This is a genomic window from Thermopolyspora sp. NPDC052614, from assembly GCF_040678635.1.
GTDB lineage: Bacteria > Actinomycetota > Actinomycetes > Streptosporangiales > Streptosporangiaceae > Thermopolyspora.
Window position 1 is genome coordinate 175467 of sequence record NZ_JBFATZ010000006.1, and the last position, 15168, is coordinate 190634.

At 73.3% G+C, this 15168-nt stretch carries 14 protein-coding genes; 8 read left to right on the forward strand and 6 right to left on the reverse strand.

Annotated features, from left to right (window positions below):
- The first annotated feature begins 51 nt into the window (after positions 1-51).
- The 3 genes from AB0K60_RS15345 (at position 52) to AB0K60_RS15355 (ending at position 3029) form a co-directional block, all read left to right on the forward strand.
- Complete coding sequence (locus AB0K60_RS15345) at positions 52-699, forward strand: hypothetical protein (protein ID WP_364053970.1); 648 nt, start codon at positions 52-54, stop codon at positions 697-699.
- A gap of 438 nt (positions 700-1137) precedes the next feature.
- Entirely contained in the window at positions 1138-2013 is an 876-nt protein-coding gene (locus AB0K60_RS15350) for a hypothetical protein (protein ID WP_364053973.1), read from the forward strand.
- A gap of 293 nt (positions 2014-2306) precedes the next feature.
- Positions 2307-3029, forward strand: coding sequence for a ribonuclease HII (locus AB0K60_RS15355; RefSeq protein WP_364053976.1), 723 nt, complete (start codon positions 2307-2309; stop codon positions 3027-3029).
- A gap of 198 nt (positions 3030-3227) precedes the next feature.
- On the opposite strand, the gene AB0K60_RS15360 is transcribed toward AB0K60_RS15355, so the two are convergent.
- Positions 3228-3998, reverse strand: coding sequence for a thioesterase family protein (locus AB0K60_RS15360; protein ID WP_364053979.1), 771 nt, complete (start codon positions 3996-3998; stop codon positions 3228-3230).
- A 56-nt stretch (positions 3999-4054) separates the two neighbouring features.
- Positions 4055-4819, reverse strand: coding sequence for an MBL fold metallo-hydrolase (locus AB0K60_RS15365; RefSeq protein ID WP_364053982.1), 765 nt, complete (start codon positions 4817-4819; stop codon positions 4055-4057).
- A 248-nt stretch (positions 4820-5067) separates the two neighbouring features.
- Between AB0K60_RS15365 and AB0K60_RS15370 the strand changes: the two genes are divergently transcribed.
- The 4 genes from AB0K60_RS15370 to AB0K60_RS15385 are packed head-to-tail and all read left to right on the forward strand — an operon-like array spanning position 5068 to position 7452.
- Complete coding sequence (locus tag AB0K60_RS15370) at positions 5068-5448, forward strand: roadblock/LC7 domain-containing protein (protein WP_364053985.1); 381 nt, start codon at positions 5068-5070, stop codon at positions 5446-5448.
- A gap of 50 nt (positions 5449-5498) precedes the next feature.
- Positions 5499-6521, forward strand: a complete 1023-nt coding sequence (locus AB0K60_RS15375; RefSeq protein ID WP_364053988.1) for a DUF4388 domain-containing protein — start codon at positions 5499-5501, stop codon at positions 6519-6521.
- A gap of 26 nt (positions 6522-6547) precedes the next feature.
- Entirely contained in the window at positions 6548-7114 is a 567-nt protein-coding gene (locus AB0K60_RS15380; protein ID WP_364053991.1) for a roadblock/LC7 domain-containing protein, read from the forward strand.
- Positions 7081-7452 carry a hypothetical protein gene (locus tag AB0K60_RS15385; RefSeq protein WP_364053994.1) on the forward strand — a complete coding sequence of 124 codons (372 nt, stop codon included), beginning with the start codon at positions 7081-7083 and terminating at the stop codon, positions 7450-7452. Before AB0K60_RS15380 ends, AB0K60_RS15385 begins: the two co-directional genes overlap by 34 nt.
- A 105-nt stretch (positions 7453-7557) precedes the next feature.
- Here AB0K60_RS15385 and AB0K60_RS15390 read toward each other — a convergent pair whose 3' ends face one another.
- From AB0K60_RS15390 to AB0K60_RS15405, 4 genes are read right to left on the reverse strand one after another with little or no spacing between them, the layout of a single operon-like run.
- Entirely contained in the window at positions 7558-10545 is a 2988-nt protein-coding gene (locus tag AB0K60_RS15390; protein ID WP_364053997.1) for an FAD-binding and (Fe-S)-binding domain-containing protein, read from the reverse strand.
- A 53-nt stretch (positions 10546-10598) separates the two neighbouring features.
- Entirely contained in the window at positions 10599-11231 is a 633-nt protein-coding gene (locus tag AB0K60_RS15395) for a zinc ribbon domain-containing protein (RefSeq protein ID WP_364054000.1), read from the reverse strand.
- A 10-nt stretch (positions 11232-11241) separates the two neighbouring features.
- Positions 11242-12525 carry a hydroxyacid-oxoacid transhydrogenase gene (locus AB0K60_RS15400; protein ID WP_364054002.1) on the reverse strand — a complete coding sequence of 428 codons (1284 nt, stop codon included), beginning with the start codon at positions 12523-12525 and terminating at the stop codon, positions 11242-11244.
- A gap of 11 nt (positions 12526-12536) precedes the next feature.
- Positions 12537-13337 (reverse strand): N-acyl homoserine lactonase family protein, encoded by an 801-nt coding sequence (locus tag AB0K60_RS15405; RefSeq protein ID WP_364054004.1) that lies wholly within the window; start codon positions 13335-13337, stop codon positions 12537-12539.
- Between the two features lie 404 nt (positions 13338-13741).
- Between AB0K60_RS15405 and AB0K60_RS15410 the strand changes: the two genes are divergently transcribed.
- Positions 13742-15157: a hypothetical protein gene (locus AB0K60_RS15410; RefSeq protein WP_364054007.1), complete on the forward strand. Its 1416-nt coding sequence runs from the start codon at positions 13742-13744 to the stop codon at positions 15155-15157.
- The last annotated feature ends 11 nt before the right edge of the window (positions 15158-15168 follow it).

The following is a 15168-nucleotide window of genomic DNA, read 5'->3' on the forward strand; positions in this document are numbered from 1 at the left end:
ATCGCGGCGGCGCGGGGGGCGGGCCGGGGCGTGACCGCTAGGAGGCGGCACATGACCGAGAAGACCCCCACCGTACGGGAAACCTCCGAGCAGGAGGAGTTGCTCATCGACTCCTTCATGGGCCAATACGACTTCTCCCGCCTTGAGCACATCGTCGTGGAGGCCCCCACGGACGCCACGTACCGGGCCGCACGCGAACTGGACCTGATGTCGGTCGGCGGGCCGCTGGTGAAGGCGTTGATGTGGGCCCGCGAACTCCCCCACCGGCTCCCCGGCCGGCTCGGCCGGAGGCCCGCCCCGCCCCGGCCCGAGCGGGCGACGCTGGACGACCTCGACTCCGGCACCGACTGGGTGCTGCTGGGCGAACGGCCCGGTTCCGAGGTCGTGTTCGGCGTCGTGGGCACCTTCTGGCGTCCGGACATCGTGTGGCGGCGGGTCGAGGCGGCCGACTTCGCGTCGTTCGCCGAGCCGGGCTGGGGCAAGATCGCGGCCAACTTCTCCGTCCGGCCGTACGGGGCGGGCCGTACCCTGCTCGTCTACGAGGCCAGGACCAGGCTCACCGACCCGCGCTCGCGCACGCGTTTCCGCTGGTATTGGGCTGCCGTCTCGCCGTTCGTCGGCGCCGTCCTGCGCGCGGCCCTGCGGTCGATCAAACGAGACGCCGAGGCGCGGCCACAAGTGACGATCACCCGGGTTTGACTTCCTCCCCACTGCTAGAGCCGGGGGGAGCCCAACCCTGACGGGCTGGGTTTCCTGCTTCACAGCCGACCGCACCCAGGCAGACCCGGAGTGTCTTACGTCAGCTCCACAGGCCGACACCGCTCGACCAGCGGCCAGGGTGTTCTTGGCGGCGTTGACGTCCCGGTCGTGCCGGGTGCCGCAGGACGGGACCGTCACGTCCGGGTGCCGTGCGAGCGCCCGGCGAGCAGGTGCCCGCACGCCGAGCACGTCTTGCGTGAGGGGTGCCAGCGGTCGATCACGATCAGGCGGCCGTACCACTCGCACTTGTATGCCGGCTGGCACCGGAACTCGTGCGGCTGAGCATCGCCGCCTGCTGCGGGGTCGGTTAGGCCCGACGCTTGTACGCCGTCCTCAGCCGGGGATTTTAGAAGGACGTAGACCCGTCAGGAGGGGCCGATGAAAGCGTCGCTCAGGACCCGTGCACCGCTGACCGGAATCGGCGCCGTCATCGTGGCCGTCGTCTGCGCGGCGGCCCTGCCGGGTTGCTCCCGGTCCCCCGCCCGGCCCGCGCCTGCCGCCCCCTCGCCGTCCCCGACACCCGCGCTCTCCACCCCCGCTTCGCCCTCCCCCATCCCGGCGGAGTCCACGCCGACCCCTGGGACGGCTCGCCCCTCCGCCTCCCGTACCGCCCCCACGGGCGAGTCGTCCCTGGTCGCCGGGCGATACCAGCCGGTGTGGCCGTTCGGCTCCCCCGCCCAGGTGCGGGCGTGGCAGAACGAATTCCGCAGGAGCAACCGCCAGGCATGGCACCTGGACGCCGCGCAGACCGCACTCGCCTTCACCCGTAACCACCTGGGCTTCCGCGACCTCAAGCTGATCACCAGCCGTAAGGTCTCCGGCATCCACGCCCGGATCGGCGTCGGCCTGCGCCCGGAGCCCGGCACCGTCCCCAGCACCGCCGCCATCATCCACCTGGTCCGGTACGGCACCGGCCCCTTGGCCCCCTGGGAGGTCGTCGGCACCGACGACACCACGTTCTCCCTGACCGTCCCCCGCTACGGCGCTTCCGTCACCTCCCCCGTGACCGTCGGCGGGCGCATCACCGGTGTCGACGAGAGCATCCGCGTCCAGGTCTTCGGCCGCGCGTCGTCGCAGCCGGTGGGCGAGTACTGCTGTCTGCCCGCCGGGGGCGAGAACCGCTACTGGTCGGCCAAGGTCTCCTTCCGCGTCCCGGCCGCCGGCGGTCAGGTGCTCACCGTCGTCGCCTCGACCGGCGGCCACGTCGCCGACGTTGAGCGCTTCGCGATCACCGCCGTCCGCCCACGAGGCTGACCGGCCACAATGTGGTCACCGACGCGCCGCCGAGCGGATGCCCGGTAAGCAATCGCCCTACGCTTCGGGATGGATGCGACGAGGTTCCGGCGCTGAGGCGATGTGAGAGGCGATGTGAGAGGCGAGGGGATATGACGCGCGGTAGGCGCCAAGGGGGCGGTGATCGGCGCGGCACGGCTGCCGACGCACTGCCCGGTCTGATCGACCCGAGCGGTGTGGCCGCGGCGGCATCCGGCCGGGATTCCGCCGATGACGGGCGTACGAGCGGGCGGGCGCATGGGCAGGGCGACGGCGTGCGTGCCGATGACGGACGTGCGGCGGATGACCGCATCGAGCGGGAGTTGTACGGCTCGGGCGCGGTGTGGGTCGCGGGGGTGGACGAGGTGGGGCGCGGCGCGTGGGCCGGGCCGGTGGTCGTGTGCGCGGCCCTCGCCGCTCCGGGCTGCCCGCCGCCGCCCGTGCTGCCGGGCCGGGGCGGGCGGCCGGTGCGGCTGACCGACTCCAAACTGCTTTCCGAGGCGCACCGGGCCGCGTTCGCCGAGGCGTTGCCGGACTGGCTGGCGGGTCACGCGATCGGCGAGTCGAGCGCGGCCGAGATCGACGAGGTGGGCATGACCGAGGCGCTCCGCCGGGCCGCGCGGCGCGCCCTGGACGCCCTGCCGCACCGGCCCGACGCGATCATCCTGGACGGCGGGCACGACTTCCTGCGCGGCCCCTGGCGGGTCCGGTGCGAGGTGAAGGCGGACCGCCGCTCGGTCACGGTCGCCGCGGCGTCGGTGCTGGCCAAGGTGTACCGGGACGGGCTGATGGCCGGGCTCGCCGCACGGCATCCGGAGTTCGCGTTCGACGACAATGCGGGCTACCCCGCTCCGGAGCATCAGCGGGCCCTCGCCGCGCTCGGCCCCACCCCGTACCACAGGCTCTCCTGGTCCTATCTGGACGACCTGCCGCAATGGCGTCACCTGAGAAGGCATCGCGACCCCTTGGCCGGAACCGGGCAGATGTCGCTGCTGTGACCGCCCGGTCCGGCCCCCGGAGGCGACCGGCTCTCCGCAGGGCCCCGCCACGAGCGCCCCCTTTCGGCCTTCGTCCCGAACCGCCTCTTAAGACCGGATAAGTCGGACGTACCGGACACGCCGGGGCGTGCCAGTGCGGCCACGACCGTCCGGTACGCCCGGCACGCGATCCGCGGCGCCCCGTCGCGAGCGGCGGGCTCAGGGCGTGGAGCGAGGGGCGACAAAGAGGGTCTGCGTGGCGGAGCCCACCTCGCCGATCTCGTCGAAGATGGTGCTGCGGGTGAGGCCGCGGCCGGACGGGCCGATCGTGGTGGCCGCGTCGAGGCAGATCCACTCCCCCACGGGCGCGCGGAACAGCGAGATCGTCAGATCCACGTTGACGAACAGGTAGGAGCCGAAGTCCAGCGTGGAGCTGATGCCGTTGCCGCTGTCGGCGAAGACGGCGAGCCGCTCCATCGGCGTGATCTCCTCGCCCTCCACGAGCGGGACCGTGACCCTGCCCCAGGCGGTGGCGGGCCCGGCCTCCGACGCCGAGCCCTTGACGAACCGCCAGTCCATCGCCTTGCCGTACCCGAAGCCCTGGGCGAGCCAGGAGGAGGAGTGGACCGGCGTGCGCGGCGGGACCGGGGCGGGGGCGTCCGCCGCGGGCGTCGCCGGGGACTGGCCGTGGCGGATCCGCCATGCGGTGCCCCTGACCAGTTCCCTGCCGCCGGCGGAGAGCGAGGCGGCGACGCACTGGACGCGTTTGCCGTCCCTGATGACCTCGGTGCGCACGGTGACCTCGCCGACGGGCACGGGGGCGAACACGTCGACGGCGAGTTTGGCCAGCGGCAGCCCGGGGGTGCGCTCGATCTCGTGTACGAGCAGCGCGGTGACCGGGCCGAGATGCTGCTGCCCCGGATCCCAGGGGCCTTGGGTGTGCTGGGTGGCTTCGTAACGGCCGGCGCCGAGAGGGAGGTACATCGCCATGGGACATTATTCACCCGGCCCGTACGGGGTTCGGCACACCGGGGGGCGGGCGTCCGTCAACGTGTCAGGTCGACGAAGGGCTCGGCGAAGTGGGCGGGGGCGATCGTGCCGCCCCGGCAGCGTACGCGGTCGAGTATCTCGATCCGGGTGCGCACGGCCCGCTCGGGGTCGTCGTCGTAGACGTAGGTCACCCTGGGGTTGGCGAGCTGAACCGGGTGGTGGAGAAGGTCCGCGGTGAGGACCAGGTCGCCGATCTCCACGATCTGGTGGCCGGGGGTGTGACCGGGCGCCAGATGCGCCAGTACGCCGGGAATCACCTCGGCCGTGCCGTCCACGATCTCCAGCAGGTCGGCGAGCGGGCGGAGAAGAACGTCCTTGACCCGATCGTCGGCGGCGTCGGCCTCGGCGCGCTGCAGGATGTGCCGGGCGTTGGGGAAGGCGGGGCCGTGCTCGCCCAGCGCGCCGCTGTAGTGGTCGCTGTGCAGGTGGGTCAGCACCACGGCCTCGATGTCGGCGGGGGCGACGCCGAGCCGGGCCAGTTGGGCGACGAGGGTGCCGGGGACCGGGGCCCAGCTCGACGCGGGCGAGGTGCGGCCGCCGACGCCGGTGTCGACGAGGGCGAGGCGTCCGTCGGCGCGCAGCAGGTGGCAGTGGAAGTGCAGGATCCATGCGTCGGTGGTCAGCCCTGTCCAGTCGTCGGGGGAGGCGCCCGGGAACGTCTCCTCGACCGGGAGACGGAGGGACTCCCCCATCGCCCCCACCGCATCACAGATCGGCATGACTTCGACACCCGCCACCGTACGGGACTCGCCATGACTCATCGGGCTATTCTGCCATACTTCGCCACTGCCACTCACTTCTACAATTCAGGCAAAAACGCATCCACCATCCTTTCCCGGTTGTTGTGAATTACATTCATGCTTGCATGTGCGGTTCTGCAATCCTGCCTGACAGGAGTGCAAATTACTCCACCAGGTAGTCATTTCTTATATGCTACTGATTGTCACATCTGTTGTTAATGTGACGGCTCACTAAGGTGGGGCGGGTTCATCTCACGAGGAGCGAATCCGTGCTCGCTATAGAAGACTGTCTTTCCGAGGTCATGGCGATCCCCGGCGCCGTGGACGTGATCCTGGTGGATCCGACGACGGGCATGGCCGTCACCACCGCCGGCGTCGGCGCCGCCGCCGGGGTCGAGCAGTCCGCCGCCGCGCTCAGCGAGACCCTCCGCGCGACGATGGACGGCGTCGCCCTGGCCACCCCGGGCGGCACGATCCGCGTCAACGACGTGATCGTGACCACCGACAAGGGCCACCACCTGCTCAAACCGGTCGAGACCGTGTTCGAGGGGCCGCTGCTCATCTACCTGCGGCTGGACGGGGAGCGGGCGAACATCGCGCTGGCCCGCCACCGCCTGACCGCCATCTCCGGCCGCCTCGTCACCGCATGACCGGCCCGCTCACCCGATCGTCCCGTCCGACCGAGGAGGTCACGTGACGTATGGCCTCTTCCGGGCAGCGTCTCCCCATCCTGCTCGCCGGTCTCGCAGAGGACCGCGCGACCGGCGCCCTCCGCGTCGGCGGAGCCGGGACCATCTACCTCACCGACGGATGCGTCACCTATGTCGAAAGCGCCGTGGCCCCCCGGATCGAGGAGATCCTCACCGCCTCCTCCCGCGTCCCCGCGTCCGCCGTACGCAGGGCCCGGCGGTCGGCGGCCGGGACCGCCGACGGCGGGGAGGCGCTCGTACGGCAGGGCGTGCTGACCCGCGGCGAACTGCAGTTCTGCGTGTTCCGCGCGATCGCCGACGCGGCGTACTTCGTGCTCGCCGCCACCGGGACCCGGCAGCGGTTCCGCGCGGGCGACCGGCACTGGCTCGGGGTGCACTGGCACGCCGACGTGACGGGCCTCATCCGCGAGTGCGAGCGCAGGAGGACGCAGTTGGACAACATCTGGCCGTCCGACGAACTGGACGCCGAACCGGTCGTTCCCGTCGCCCGGCCGCCCGGCCAGCGGGTGGTGCTGACCGCCCTGCAGTGGGAGCTGCTGGTGCACGCCGACCGATCCGCGACGCCGGCCGAGCTGGCGCGCAGGCTCGGCCGCCCGGTCTACGCGACCCTGGCCGCCGTACGCCACCTGGCCGCCGCCGGCCTGCTGCGCCGCCCGGAACCGGCGGTTCCCGCGCCCGCTGCCGCCTCGGCGCGCGCGGGAACCGCTCCTGGCGCGCACACCGACGCGCCCCGGGCGGAGGACACGACGGCCCAGGCCACGACCGCAACGGCCCTGCCGGCGGAGGCCGGGGCGGCACGGGCCGTACCGGAGGACACGGCAGGCGACCTGCTCGCGGCGAACGCCGTCGGGCTGCCTCGCCGCATCCCGGGGGCGGCGGCCCTGCCCGGGCCGTCGGCCGTCCCCCGGCCGACGGCCGACCCGCCGCCGCGGCTCGCGCCGGCGGTCAACGGCGACCCCACCGACGTGAGTCTGCTCATGAGGTTGCGGAAGGCGCTGGAGGAGTTGCTGTGAGGCGCTACGGAAGGAGGAAGTCGACCGTGCTGGAACTGCGGAAGGAGGTGCGCGAGGAGATTCTTCTGCTGCGGAGGCGGACCCGGGACGTCACCGGCTCGGTCGTCTGCACCGTGGACGGCATCCTCGTCACCGCCGATCTCGCCGACGACGCCGAGCAGACCGCGGCGCTGTCCTCGGCCGTCCTCTCGCTCACCCGCCGCATGGCCGACCTGGCCCGCCTGGGCCGCTTCGAGGAGACCCTGATCTCGGGCACCACCGGCTTCGCGGCCTGCTACACCGCGGGCGCCACGCTCGTCCTCACGGTGCTGGCCGGGCCGGGGACCAACCTCGGCCTGCTGCGCCTGGAAGGGCGCAAGACCGCGGCGAAGCTCGCCGCCGTCGCCGAACGCGTCCCGGTCCGCGACCGGTCGGTGCCGCACGTCACGACGTACCGGGGCGAGCCGGTCGCGACGCCCGAATCGGACAACCAACCCGGGCACCTGCCCAAACGCCAACTGGACCACCGGCCGGAACCCCCCGAGCCGGAGAACCATCAACCGGAGAACTGGAGAAAACCATGGCCAGCCTGGACGTCTCGCTCAAAGAGATGATGGCGATCGACGGCGCGCTCGGCGCCGTCGTCGTCGACTACAACAGCGGCATGGCGCTGGGCGCCCTCGGCGGCGGCAAGGACCTGGACCTGCAGATCGCCGCCGCGGGCAACACCGAGGTGGTGAAGGCCAAGATGCGCACGATGGACTCCCTGCAGCTCAAGGACATCATCGAGGACGTCCTCATCACGCTCGGCACCCAGTACCACGTGATCCGCCCCCTGTCGGGCCGCAGCGGCCAGGGCCTGTTCCTCTACGTGGCCCTCGACCGCAACCGGGCCAACCTGGCCCTGGCCCGCCACCGCCTCAAGCAGATCGAGGAGAAGCTCGACATCTGACGCCCACTCCCGGCGAGCGAAGTCCTCCCCGGACACGCCGCCGCCCCACCCCGGGTACGGCCCGGCATCCACCGGGTGCCGGGCCTGACCGCTCGCGGTCGGCCGTCATCGCGAATCGACCGGCCGATCAGCGCCGGGACGGTCGCCGGCGAGGAGTTCGGCCAGGAGTTCGGCCAGGTGGAGGGCCCGGACGCCGGCGAGCTGGTCGATCTGAGTGCGGCAGGAGAAGCCGTCGGCGAGGACGACCGCGTCGGCGCCGGCTTCGCGGATGGCGGGCAGGAGCTGCGATTCGGCGACGGCGACCGAGACGTCGTAGTGGCCGCGTTCGACCCCGAAGTTGCCCGCGAGGCCGCAGCAGCCGCCGACGGCGCGGACGCGGGCCCCGGCGCGGGCGAGCAGCTCTCGGTCGGTGTCCCAGCCCAGTACGGCGTGGTGGTGGCAGTGCGGCTGCGCCACGACCTCCAGGCCGCCGAGGTCGGGCGGCGTCCAGTCCGGCAGGCCGGTCAGGAACTCGGCGAGCGTCGCCACCCGCGGGATCGCCGCCGACGGGTCGAGCAGGTCGGCGGCGTCGGAACGCAGCACGGCGGCGCAGGACGGTTCGAGGGCGACGATCGGGGTGCCCGCCTCGGCGTACGGGGCGAGGGCGGCGACGGCGTGGCCGAGGATCCGGCGGGCGGCGTCGAGCTGGCCGGTGGAGATCCACGTCAGGCCGCAGCAGACCGGCCGGTCCAGGACCCGCACGGCGAAGCCCGCCGCGGCCAGCACCCGGACCGCCGCCCAGGCCACGCGCGGGGCGAATCCGTCGGTGAAGGAGTCCACCCACAGCAGCACCGGCGGCCCCTCCCCCGCCAGGACCCCGGGCGAGCGGCCGAGCGAGCGGCGGAAGGGCCGCTCGGCGAACGCGGGCAGCGGCCGGCGCGCGTCCATGCCGCCGAGCCGCCGCACGGCCGCCGCCACCGGCCGCAGGCCGAGCAGCCGGTTGACGGCGCGCGGGGCGAGCCCGGCGAGCCGGGTCCAGCGGGGCAGCCTGCCGAGGCTGTAGTGCGACAGCGGCCGGAGCCGGCGGCGGTAGGTCCGCTGCAGCACCTCGGCCTTGTAGGTGGCCATGTCCACGCCGGTGGGGCAGTCGGAGGCGCAGCCTTTGCACGCCAGGCACAGGTCCAGCACCTCGCGCACCTCGGGGGCGCGCAGCCCGCCCTTCAGCGCACCGTTGACCGCCTCCTGCAGCACGCGGGCCCGGCCCCGGGTGGAGTCCTTCTCGTCGCGGGTGGCCACGTACGACGGGCACATGACCACGCCGCTCCCGCCGACCGGGACCCGGCACTTGCCGACGCCGGTACAGCGGTGCACGGCCGCCGCCAGGTCGCCGCCGTCGTGGTGGTAGCGGAACGCGGTCGGGTGGCCGATCGCCGGTGGCGGGCTCAGGCGCAGGTCGCGGTCGAGGGGGGCAGGCCGTACGATCACGCCGGGGTTGAGCACGTCGTCGGGGTCGAAGGCGTGTTTGACGGCGGCGAACAGGCCGATCGCCTCGGGCGAGTACATCAGCGGCAGCAGCTCGCCGCGCGCCCGCCCGTCCCCGTGCTCGCCGGACATGGATCCGCCGTGCGCGGCCACCAGCCGGGCGGCGTCCAGCAGGAACGCGCGGAACACCTTCGGCCCGTCGCCGCGGTCGAACGGGAAGTCGATGCGCATGTGCAGGCAGCCGTCGCCGAAGTGCCCGTACGGCACGCCACCCAGCCCGTACCCGGCGAGCAGGGCGTCGAACTCGCGCAGGTAGGCCCCGAGCCGCTCGGGCGGCACGGCCGCGTCCTCCCACCCGGCGTGGGCGGGCCGGCCCTCGGGGGTGCGCCCGGCGAGCCCGGCCCCGTCCTCACGGATCCGCCAGATCTTCGCGGCCTGCGCCGGATCGTCGAGCACGAGCGTCTCCAGCGCCCCCACGCCGCGCACGGCGGTGGCCGCCGCCTTCGCCTCCTCGGGCGTGTCCCCGCCGAACTCGGCCAGCAGCCACCCCGCGCCGCGCGGCAGCGGCGGCACCGCCGAGCCGCCGCGCCGGGTGCGCACCACCTCGACCAGCCGTGCGTCGATGCCCTCCAGCGCGATCGGCCGGTACGCCAGCAGCGCGGGCACCGCGTCGGCCGCCGACGGCATGTCCGGGTACCCGAGCACCAGCAGCACCCGATGCGGCGGCGACTCCACCAGCCGCACCCGCGCCCCCAGCAGAATCCCCCAGGTGCCCTCGCTGCCGACGAACGCCTTGGCCGGGTCGTACCGCTCGGGCAGCAGGTGCTCCAGCGAATAGCCGGAGATCTGCCGGGTGAACCGCCCGAACTCGGTGCGCGCCACCGCGAGCCCCCCGGCCATCACCCGCCGCACCTCGGCCAGCGTTCCCCCGGCTCCGACGTCCCGGCCCCCGGCGGAGGCATCCGCGCCGCCGAAGGCCGCGGCGAGCCCTCCAGCGGGGGCGCCCGCGCCGCCGGAAACCGCGGCGAGCCCTCCAGCGGGGGCATCCGCGCCGCCGCCGGAAACCGTGGTGAGCCCGCCGAGGTCGCCTCCGGACGCTCTGGCGGAACTCCGCGCAGGGAATCCCCCGGGACCGGTGCCCGCACCCGATCCCGCCCCGGCCAGCGTGAGGCGCTCGCCGTTCCCCGCGAGAACGTCCAGTTCGAGCACGTTGTCGGCGGTGCGCCCATAGGCGAGCGCCCGCGACCCGCACGCGTTGTTGCCGATCATCCCGCCGATCGTGCACCGCCCGTGCGTGGACGGATCGGGCCCGAACCGCAGCCCGTACGGCGCTGCGGCACGTTGCAGCGCGTCGAGGATCGCCCCCGGCTCGACCAGCGCCGTCCGCCGCTCCGGATCCACCTCCCGCACCGCGCCCATGTGCCGGGAGAAGTCCAGTACGAGCCCCGGCCCGACGGCGTTCCCCGCGATCGAGGTCCCCGCCCCCCGAGCCGTCAGCGGCACCCCCGCCGCACGGCACACCTCCAGCGCCGCCGCGACCTCCCCGGCGTCCCGGGGAAAGGCCACGGCGGCGGGCGGCACCCGATAGAGCGAGGCATCGGTGGAGTACTCGGCCCGCCGCCGAGCCGACACGTCCACCTCCCGGACGCCGGCCTCCCGCAGCGCCCGCGCCAGCTCGTCGGCCTTCAGCTCGTCCCCTCTCCCCCGTGCCGGACCTCGCCCAGCCGGTAACCGGTGCCCGTGGGCCTGTCGGCTCCTGCGTCCCCGGGCGCGGAGGCGGACCCGCTCGCCCCGAGGGCGTCCACCGCCGACCCACCGGCCGTGGTACGGCCCGACATCCGACCCCCCGCCCCCGAACCACCGGACGCGGAACGGCCTGACATCCGACCCCCCGCCCCCGAACCACCGGACGCGGAACTGGACTCGGCAGGCCCGCCGGACGCGGCGCGATCCGCCGCAGAACCGCCCGGCAGGGGATCACCCGCGCGCAGCGGCGCGCCCTCGTACCGGCCCTCGTGGGCGAGGATCGGACGGCGGTCCCCCGCCAGCTCGGGATGCCGTTCCTCCAGCCTGCGGCGCTCGTCGACGGTACGGCGCAGCTCCGCGACGTACTCGCGGTCGGCGTGGTAGGTGCCGCGCCAGGTCTGCGGCATCGCCTCCGGCGGCGGCGGGACGGACGCCCGCCCGCCGATCCCGAACCGGCTCGGGATCTTCGTCGTGTCCGCGCCGCACTGCGGGCAGGCGGGCAGCGGCGCGGTGAACGACTGGATCACCTCGAACCGATGTCCCCCGGCACAACGCAGGTCATAGATGGGCACGCAGGTCACCTCACCAATTCTGCACGGACCGGGTCAGGATGCCCGCGGCGGTGTCCTCGTCGACGGGCCGGGGCGAGGTGGCGAGCAGCCGCTGCTGCTTCATCGTGCCCTCGACGAGGTCGGGCACGTCGGCCTCGGTGTAGCCGACCCCGCCGATGCCGTTGGGGATGCCGATGTCCCGCATCAGCCGGGTGAGCACCCCCGGCAGATGCTCGCGCGGGTCGTCGGGCCGGTCCGCGCCGGGTTCGAGCAGCTCGGCGGCCCGCAGATGCCGCTCCGGCGCGGCCTCGAACGTGAACCGGAACGCCTCGGGCGCGGTCAACGCCACCGACATGCCGTGCGGCACCAGCGGCTCGTCGTCCGGATAGCCGTCGGGGTGGAAGTCCTTCACCCGCCCGGCGATCGGGTACGCGTTGGCGTGCGGGATGTGCACCCCGGCGTTGCCGAACCCGAGCCCGGCGAACGTCGCCGCCAGCGCCATGTCGCCCCGCGCCCGCGCGTCGTCGCCGTTGCGCACGGCGGCGCGGAAGGACGTGGCCAGCAGCGCCATCGCACGCTCGGCCCACATGTCCGACACCGGGTTCGCCCCGCAGTAGGGCACCCGCTGCTCGGCCCGCTTGCGGTCGAAGGCCGTGTACGGCCGTGCCGTGTAGCTCTCCAGCGCGTGGCACAGGATGTCCATCCCGGCCGACGCGGTCACCCCGGCGGGCTGCGTGAGCGTGAGGTCGGGATCGACGACGGCCAGCACCGGGCGCAGCCGTACGTGGCTGATGCCGGTCTTGACCTTGAGCGACAGCACGTCGAGCACGCACACGGTGGTGCTCTCCGCCCCGGTGCCGGTGGTCGTGGGCACCGCGACGAGCGGCTTGAGCGGCTGCGACGGCGCGCGTCCCCCGCCGACCGGCACGTTGACGTAGTCCATCAGCTCGCCGGGGTTGGTGGTGAGCAGGTTGACGGCCTTGGCCGTGTCGATGCTGGAGCCGCCGCCGACGGCGACGAACGCGTCCCACGGCCCGGTGGCGCGGGCGTGCTCGATCGCCTCGCGCATGCTGTCGTCGGTGGGCTCGACGTGCACGCCGTCGTACACGGCGGCCTCGATGCCGAAGGCGGCCATCTGCTCGGCGATCCGCGCCGGGTGCCCGGTGGCGGCGACCCCGGGGTCGGTGACGACGAGGGCGCGGCGCACGCCGTACTGGGCGAGGTCGTACCCGACCTCGGCGGAGGCGCCGGAGCCGAACTTCAGGGCGGGCGCGCCGTAGGTGAAGACGGACTCGCCGTTGAATTCGCTGGACATGTGCGGCCTCCTCACTGATAGAAGCCGTCGGGCGCACGCCGCATGGCCCGGAGTTGCTCGGCGTCGTGTCCGAAGACCACGGTGGCGTCGCTTCGCTCGGCGATCGATCGGATCTTCTCCACCGAGGCGTACCAGGCGGCCAGGTCGTTGACGATCGCGGCCGGGGTCGCGGGCGGGCCGTAGGAGTCCCCCATGTACACGGCGTCCGACGTGAAGATCATGGTGCCGGTCTCGGGCAGGTCCACCCGCATCGCCATCGTGCCGGGCGTGTGGCCCGGGGCCTCGATGAGCGTGACGCCCGGCAGCGGCTCGGTGTCGCCGGACACGGTCTCGAACTCCAGCCCCTCGTAGTCGGCCTTGAGATGTGCTCCGGAGAAGGCGCCCGGAAACCCGAAGGCGAACTCCTTCTCCTTGTCGTTGCAGATCAGCTTCGCCCCGGTCCCGGCGAACATCCGCGCATTGCCAGCATGATCGAAGTGCAGGTGCGACAGCACCACATAGTCAAGATCCTCCGGCCGTACGCCGAGCCGCCCCAATTGCGCGTCGAGGTACTGCTCCTCGGTGACCTGGTCGTACGGGAAGAACTCCTGCAATCCGGTGGGAACCCACCGCGTCTCCCAGTCCCGGGGACAGCTCGTGTCCCACAGCAGCGTCCCCTCCGCGGTCTCCACGAGCACGGCGTGCGTGGTGCACGGATACCACTCGACCGGCCGGTCCTTGTCGGCCCTGGACCGGATGCTCCGTCCGGGCTTGAGTAACAGCCACGTCAGATCGCAGCTCATCGCTCCGCAGTCGAGCACATGCAGTTTCATGCGCACCTCCGGCGATCGGCAAAACAGGACTGTCCCTTATGAGGGTCCTTATCCCGAACGTGTCACGCCGACCCTCACCCGTCCACCGCCGGCCGATCCCGCCCGCTCACCGCGCCCGCGGCCTCGCGCCGCACACCGCAGACGTGGCGTGCCATCGAAACCGCTGCCCGCGAATCGCCCACCGCCGCACGGAACCGGCAGATGGAAACGATGGTTGTGGGCGAGGCCGTGAAGTTCCTTGACAGGATTATGTGCAGGACGCTAAATGACCACTTAGCGATGCTTATTTATTCGGGCAAGGCGGGGCCATGACCCGGTCGGCGACGCCGCCGGTCGCTTCTCGTCCCGCCGCGTCCCAGTCCGGGGCCCAGTCCGCGGCTGCGTCGTCCGCTTCTTCCGTCGCGATGCCGGACCCGGCCGCGTCGTCGGCGATCGCGGCACGTGCCCGCGCCCTGCCCGGGGGCTCGCGCCGGGGCAGCGGCGTGCCGGGGCGGATCCGCCTGCTCACCGGGGTCACGATCGCCGCGCTGGCGCTGTTGTTCGCCACGCTCGCCGTCACCACGCAGAGCGCCCGGACCGGGCTTCAGGTGATCGGGCACGACGCCGGTCCGCAGGTGCTGGCGACGGCCGGGCTGTATCACGCGCTCAGCGACATGGACGGGCAGGTCGCGCTCGTGCTACTGCTCGGGAACGAGCACGCCGACCGGCGGCGGCAGGCGCTGGAGCGCTATGCGGCGCGGCGTACCGAGGCGGGGCGGGCGCTGCTGCGGGCGTCGGCGCTCGCCGGGGACGACGCGGCCGAGGGCCGGACGATTCAGGCGGTGCTGGACGGGCTGGGGCGTTACGAACAACTGGCCTCCCGGGCCATGCTCCTGGACGAGCAGGCCCGGCACGCCGCCGGGTCGCCGCCCGAGAACGTGCTGGAGGTGTACCGGCAGGCCACCGATCTGATGCGGGCCGAGCTGCTGCCGCAGGCGTACAACCTCACCTTGGAGAGCGGCACGATCGTGCGCCGTACGCACGACGAGGCCCGCGCCTCGATGGGCGCGGGGCGGTTCGTGGTGGCGGTCGGCTGCGTGCTCGCGCTGGGATCCCTGGTCGTGCTCCAGGGATATCTGACGCGGCGGTTCCGGCGGCTCGTCGCGCCCGCGCTGGTCGTGGCCACCGCGATCACCGCGATCTACGCCTACGCCGGGGTGGTCGTGCTCGGCCGCGAGTCGGACGCGCTGCTGACGGCCAAACGCGACGGGTTCGACTCGGTGCTCGCCCTGGCCAGGGCCCGGGCCATCAGCGGCGACATGCACGGCGACCAGACCCGCTACCTGATCGATCCGGAGCGCGCCGACACCTACGAGCACACCTACCTGGACGCCGCCCGGGCGGTGCTCTACCTGGAGGCGGTCAACGTCCCCTCCTATCACGGGCAGGCCGCGAACGCCGCTGCCACGGCCCCGCCGCCCGGCGGATACCCGGGCCTGCTCGGCACGGCGCTGGCCCGCGGCACGCCGGAGCGGGCCGTCGAGGCGCTGCGCGTGTACGACGGCGTCCAGCGCGCCGACGCCGAGCTGCGCCGCCTGGCGGCCAGCGATCGGGACGAGGAGGCCGTCGCCGTCCGGCTGGGCGCGGTGGACGCGGCGTCCGCCGCCTACGACGACCTGCTCGGCAGGCTCGCCGAGGAGCGCCGGGCCGTGTTCCAGCGGGCGATCGCGGACGGCGAGGCGGGCATGGCCGACCTGTGGTTCCTGCTGCCCGCCTCGATGATCTCCATCGCCGTGCTGGTGGTGGCGGGCGTACGGCCGCGGCTCAACGAGTACCGCTGAGGGCGCGAGGA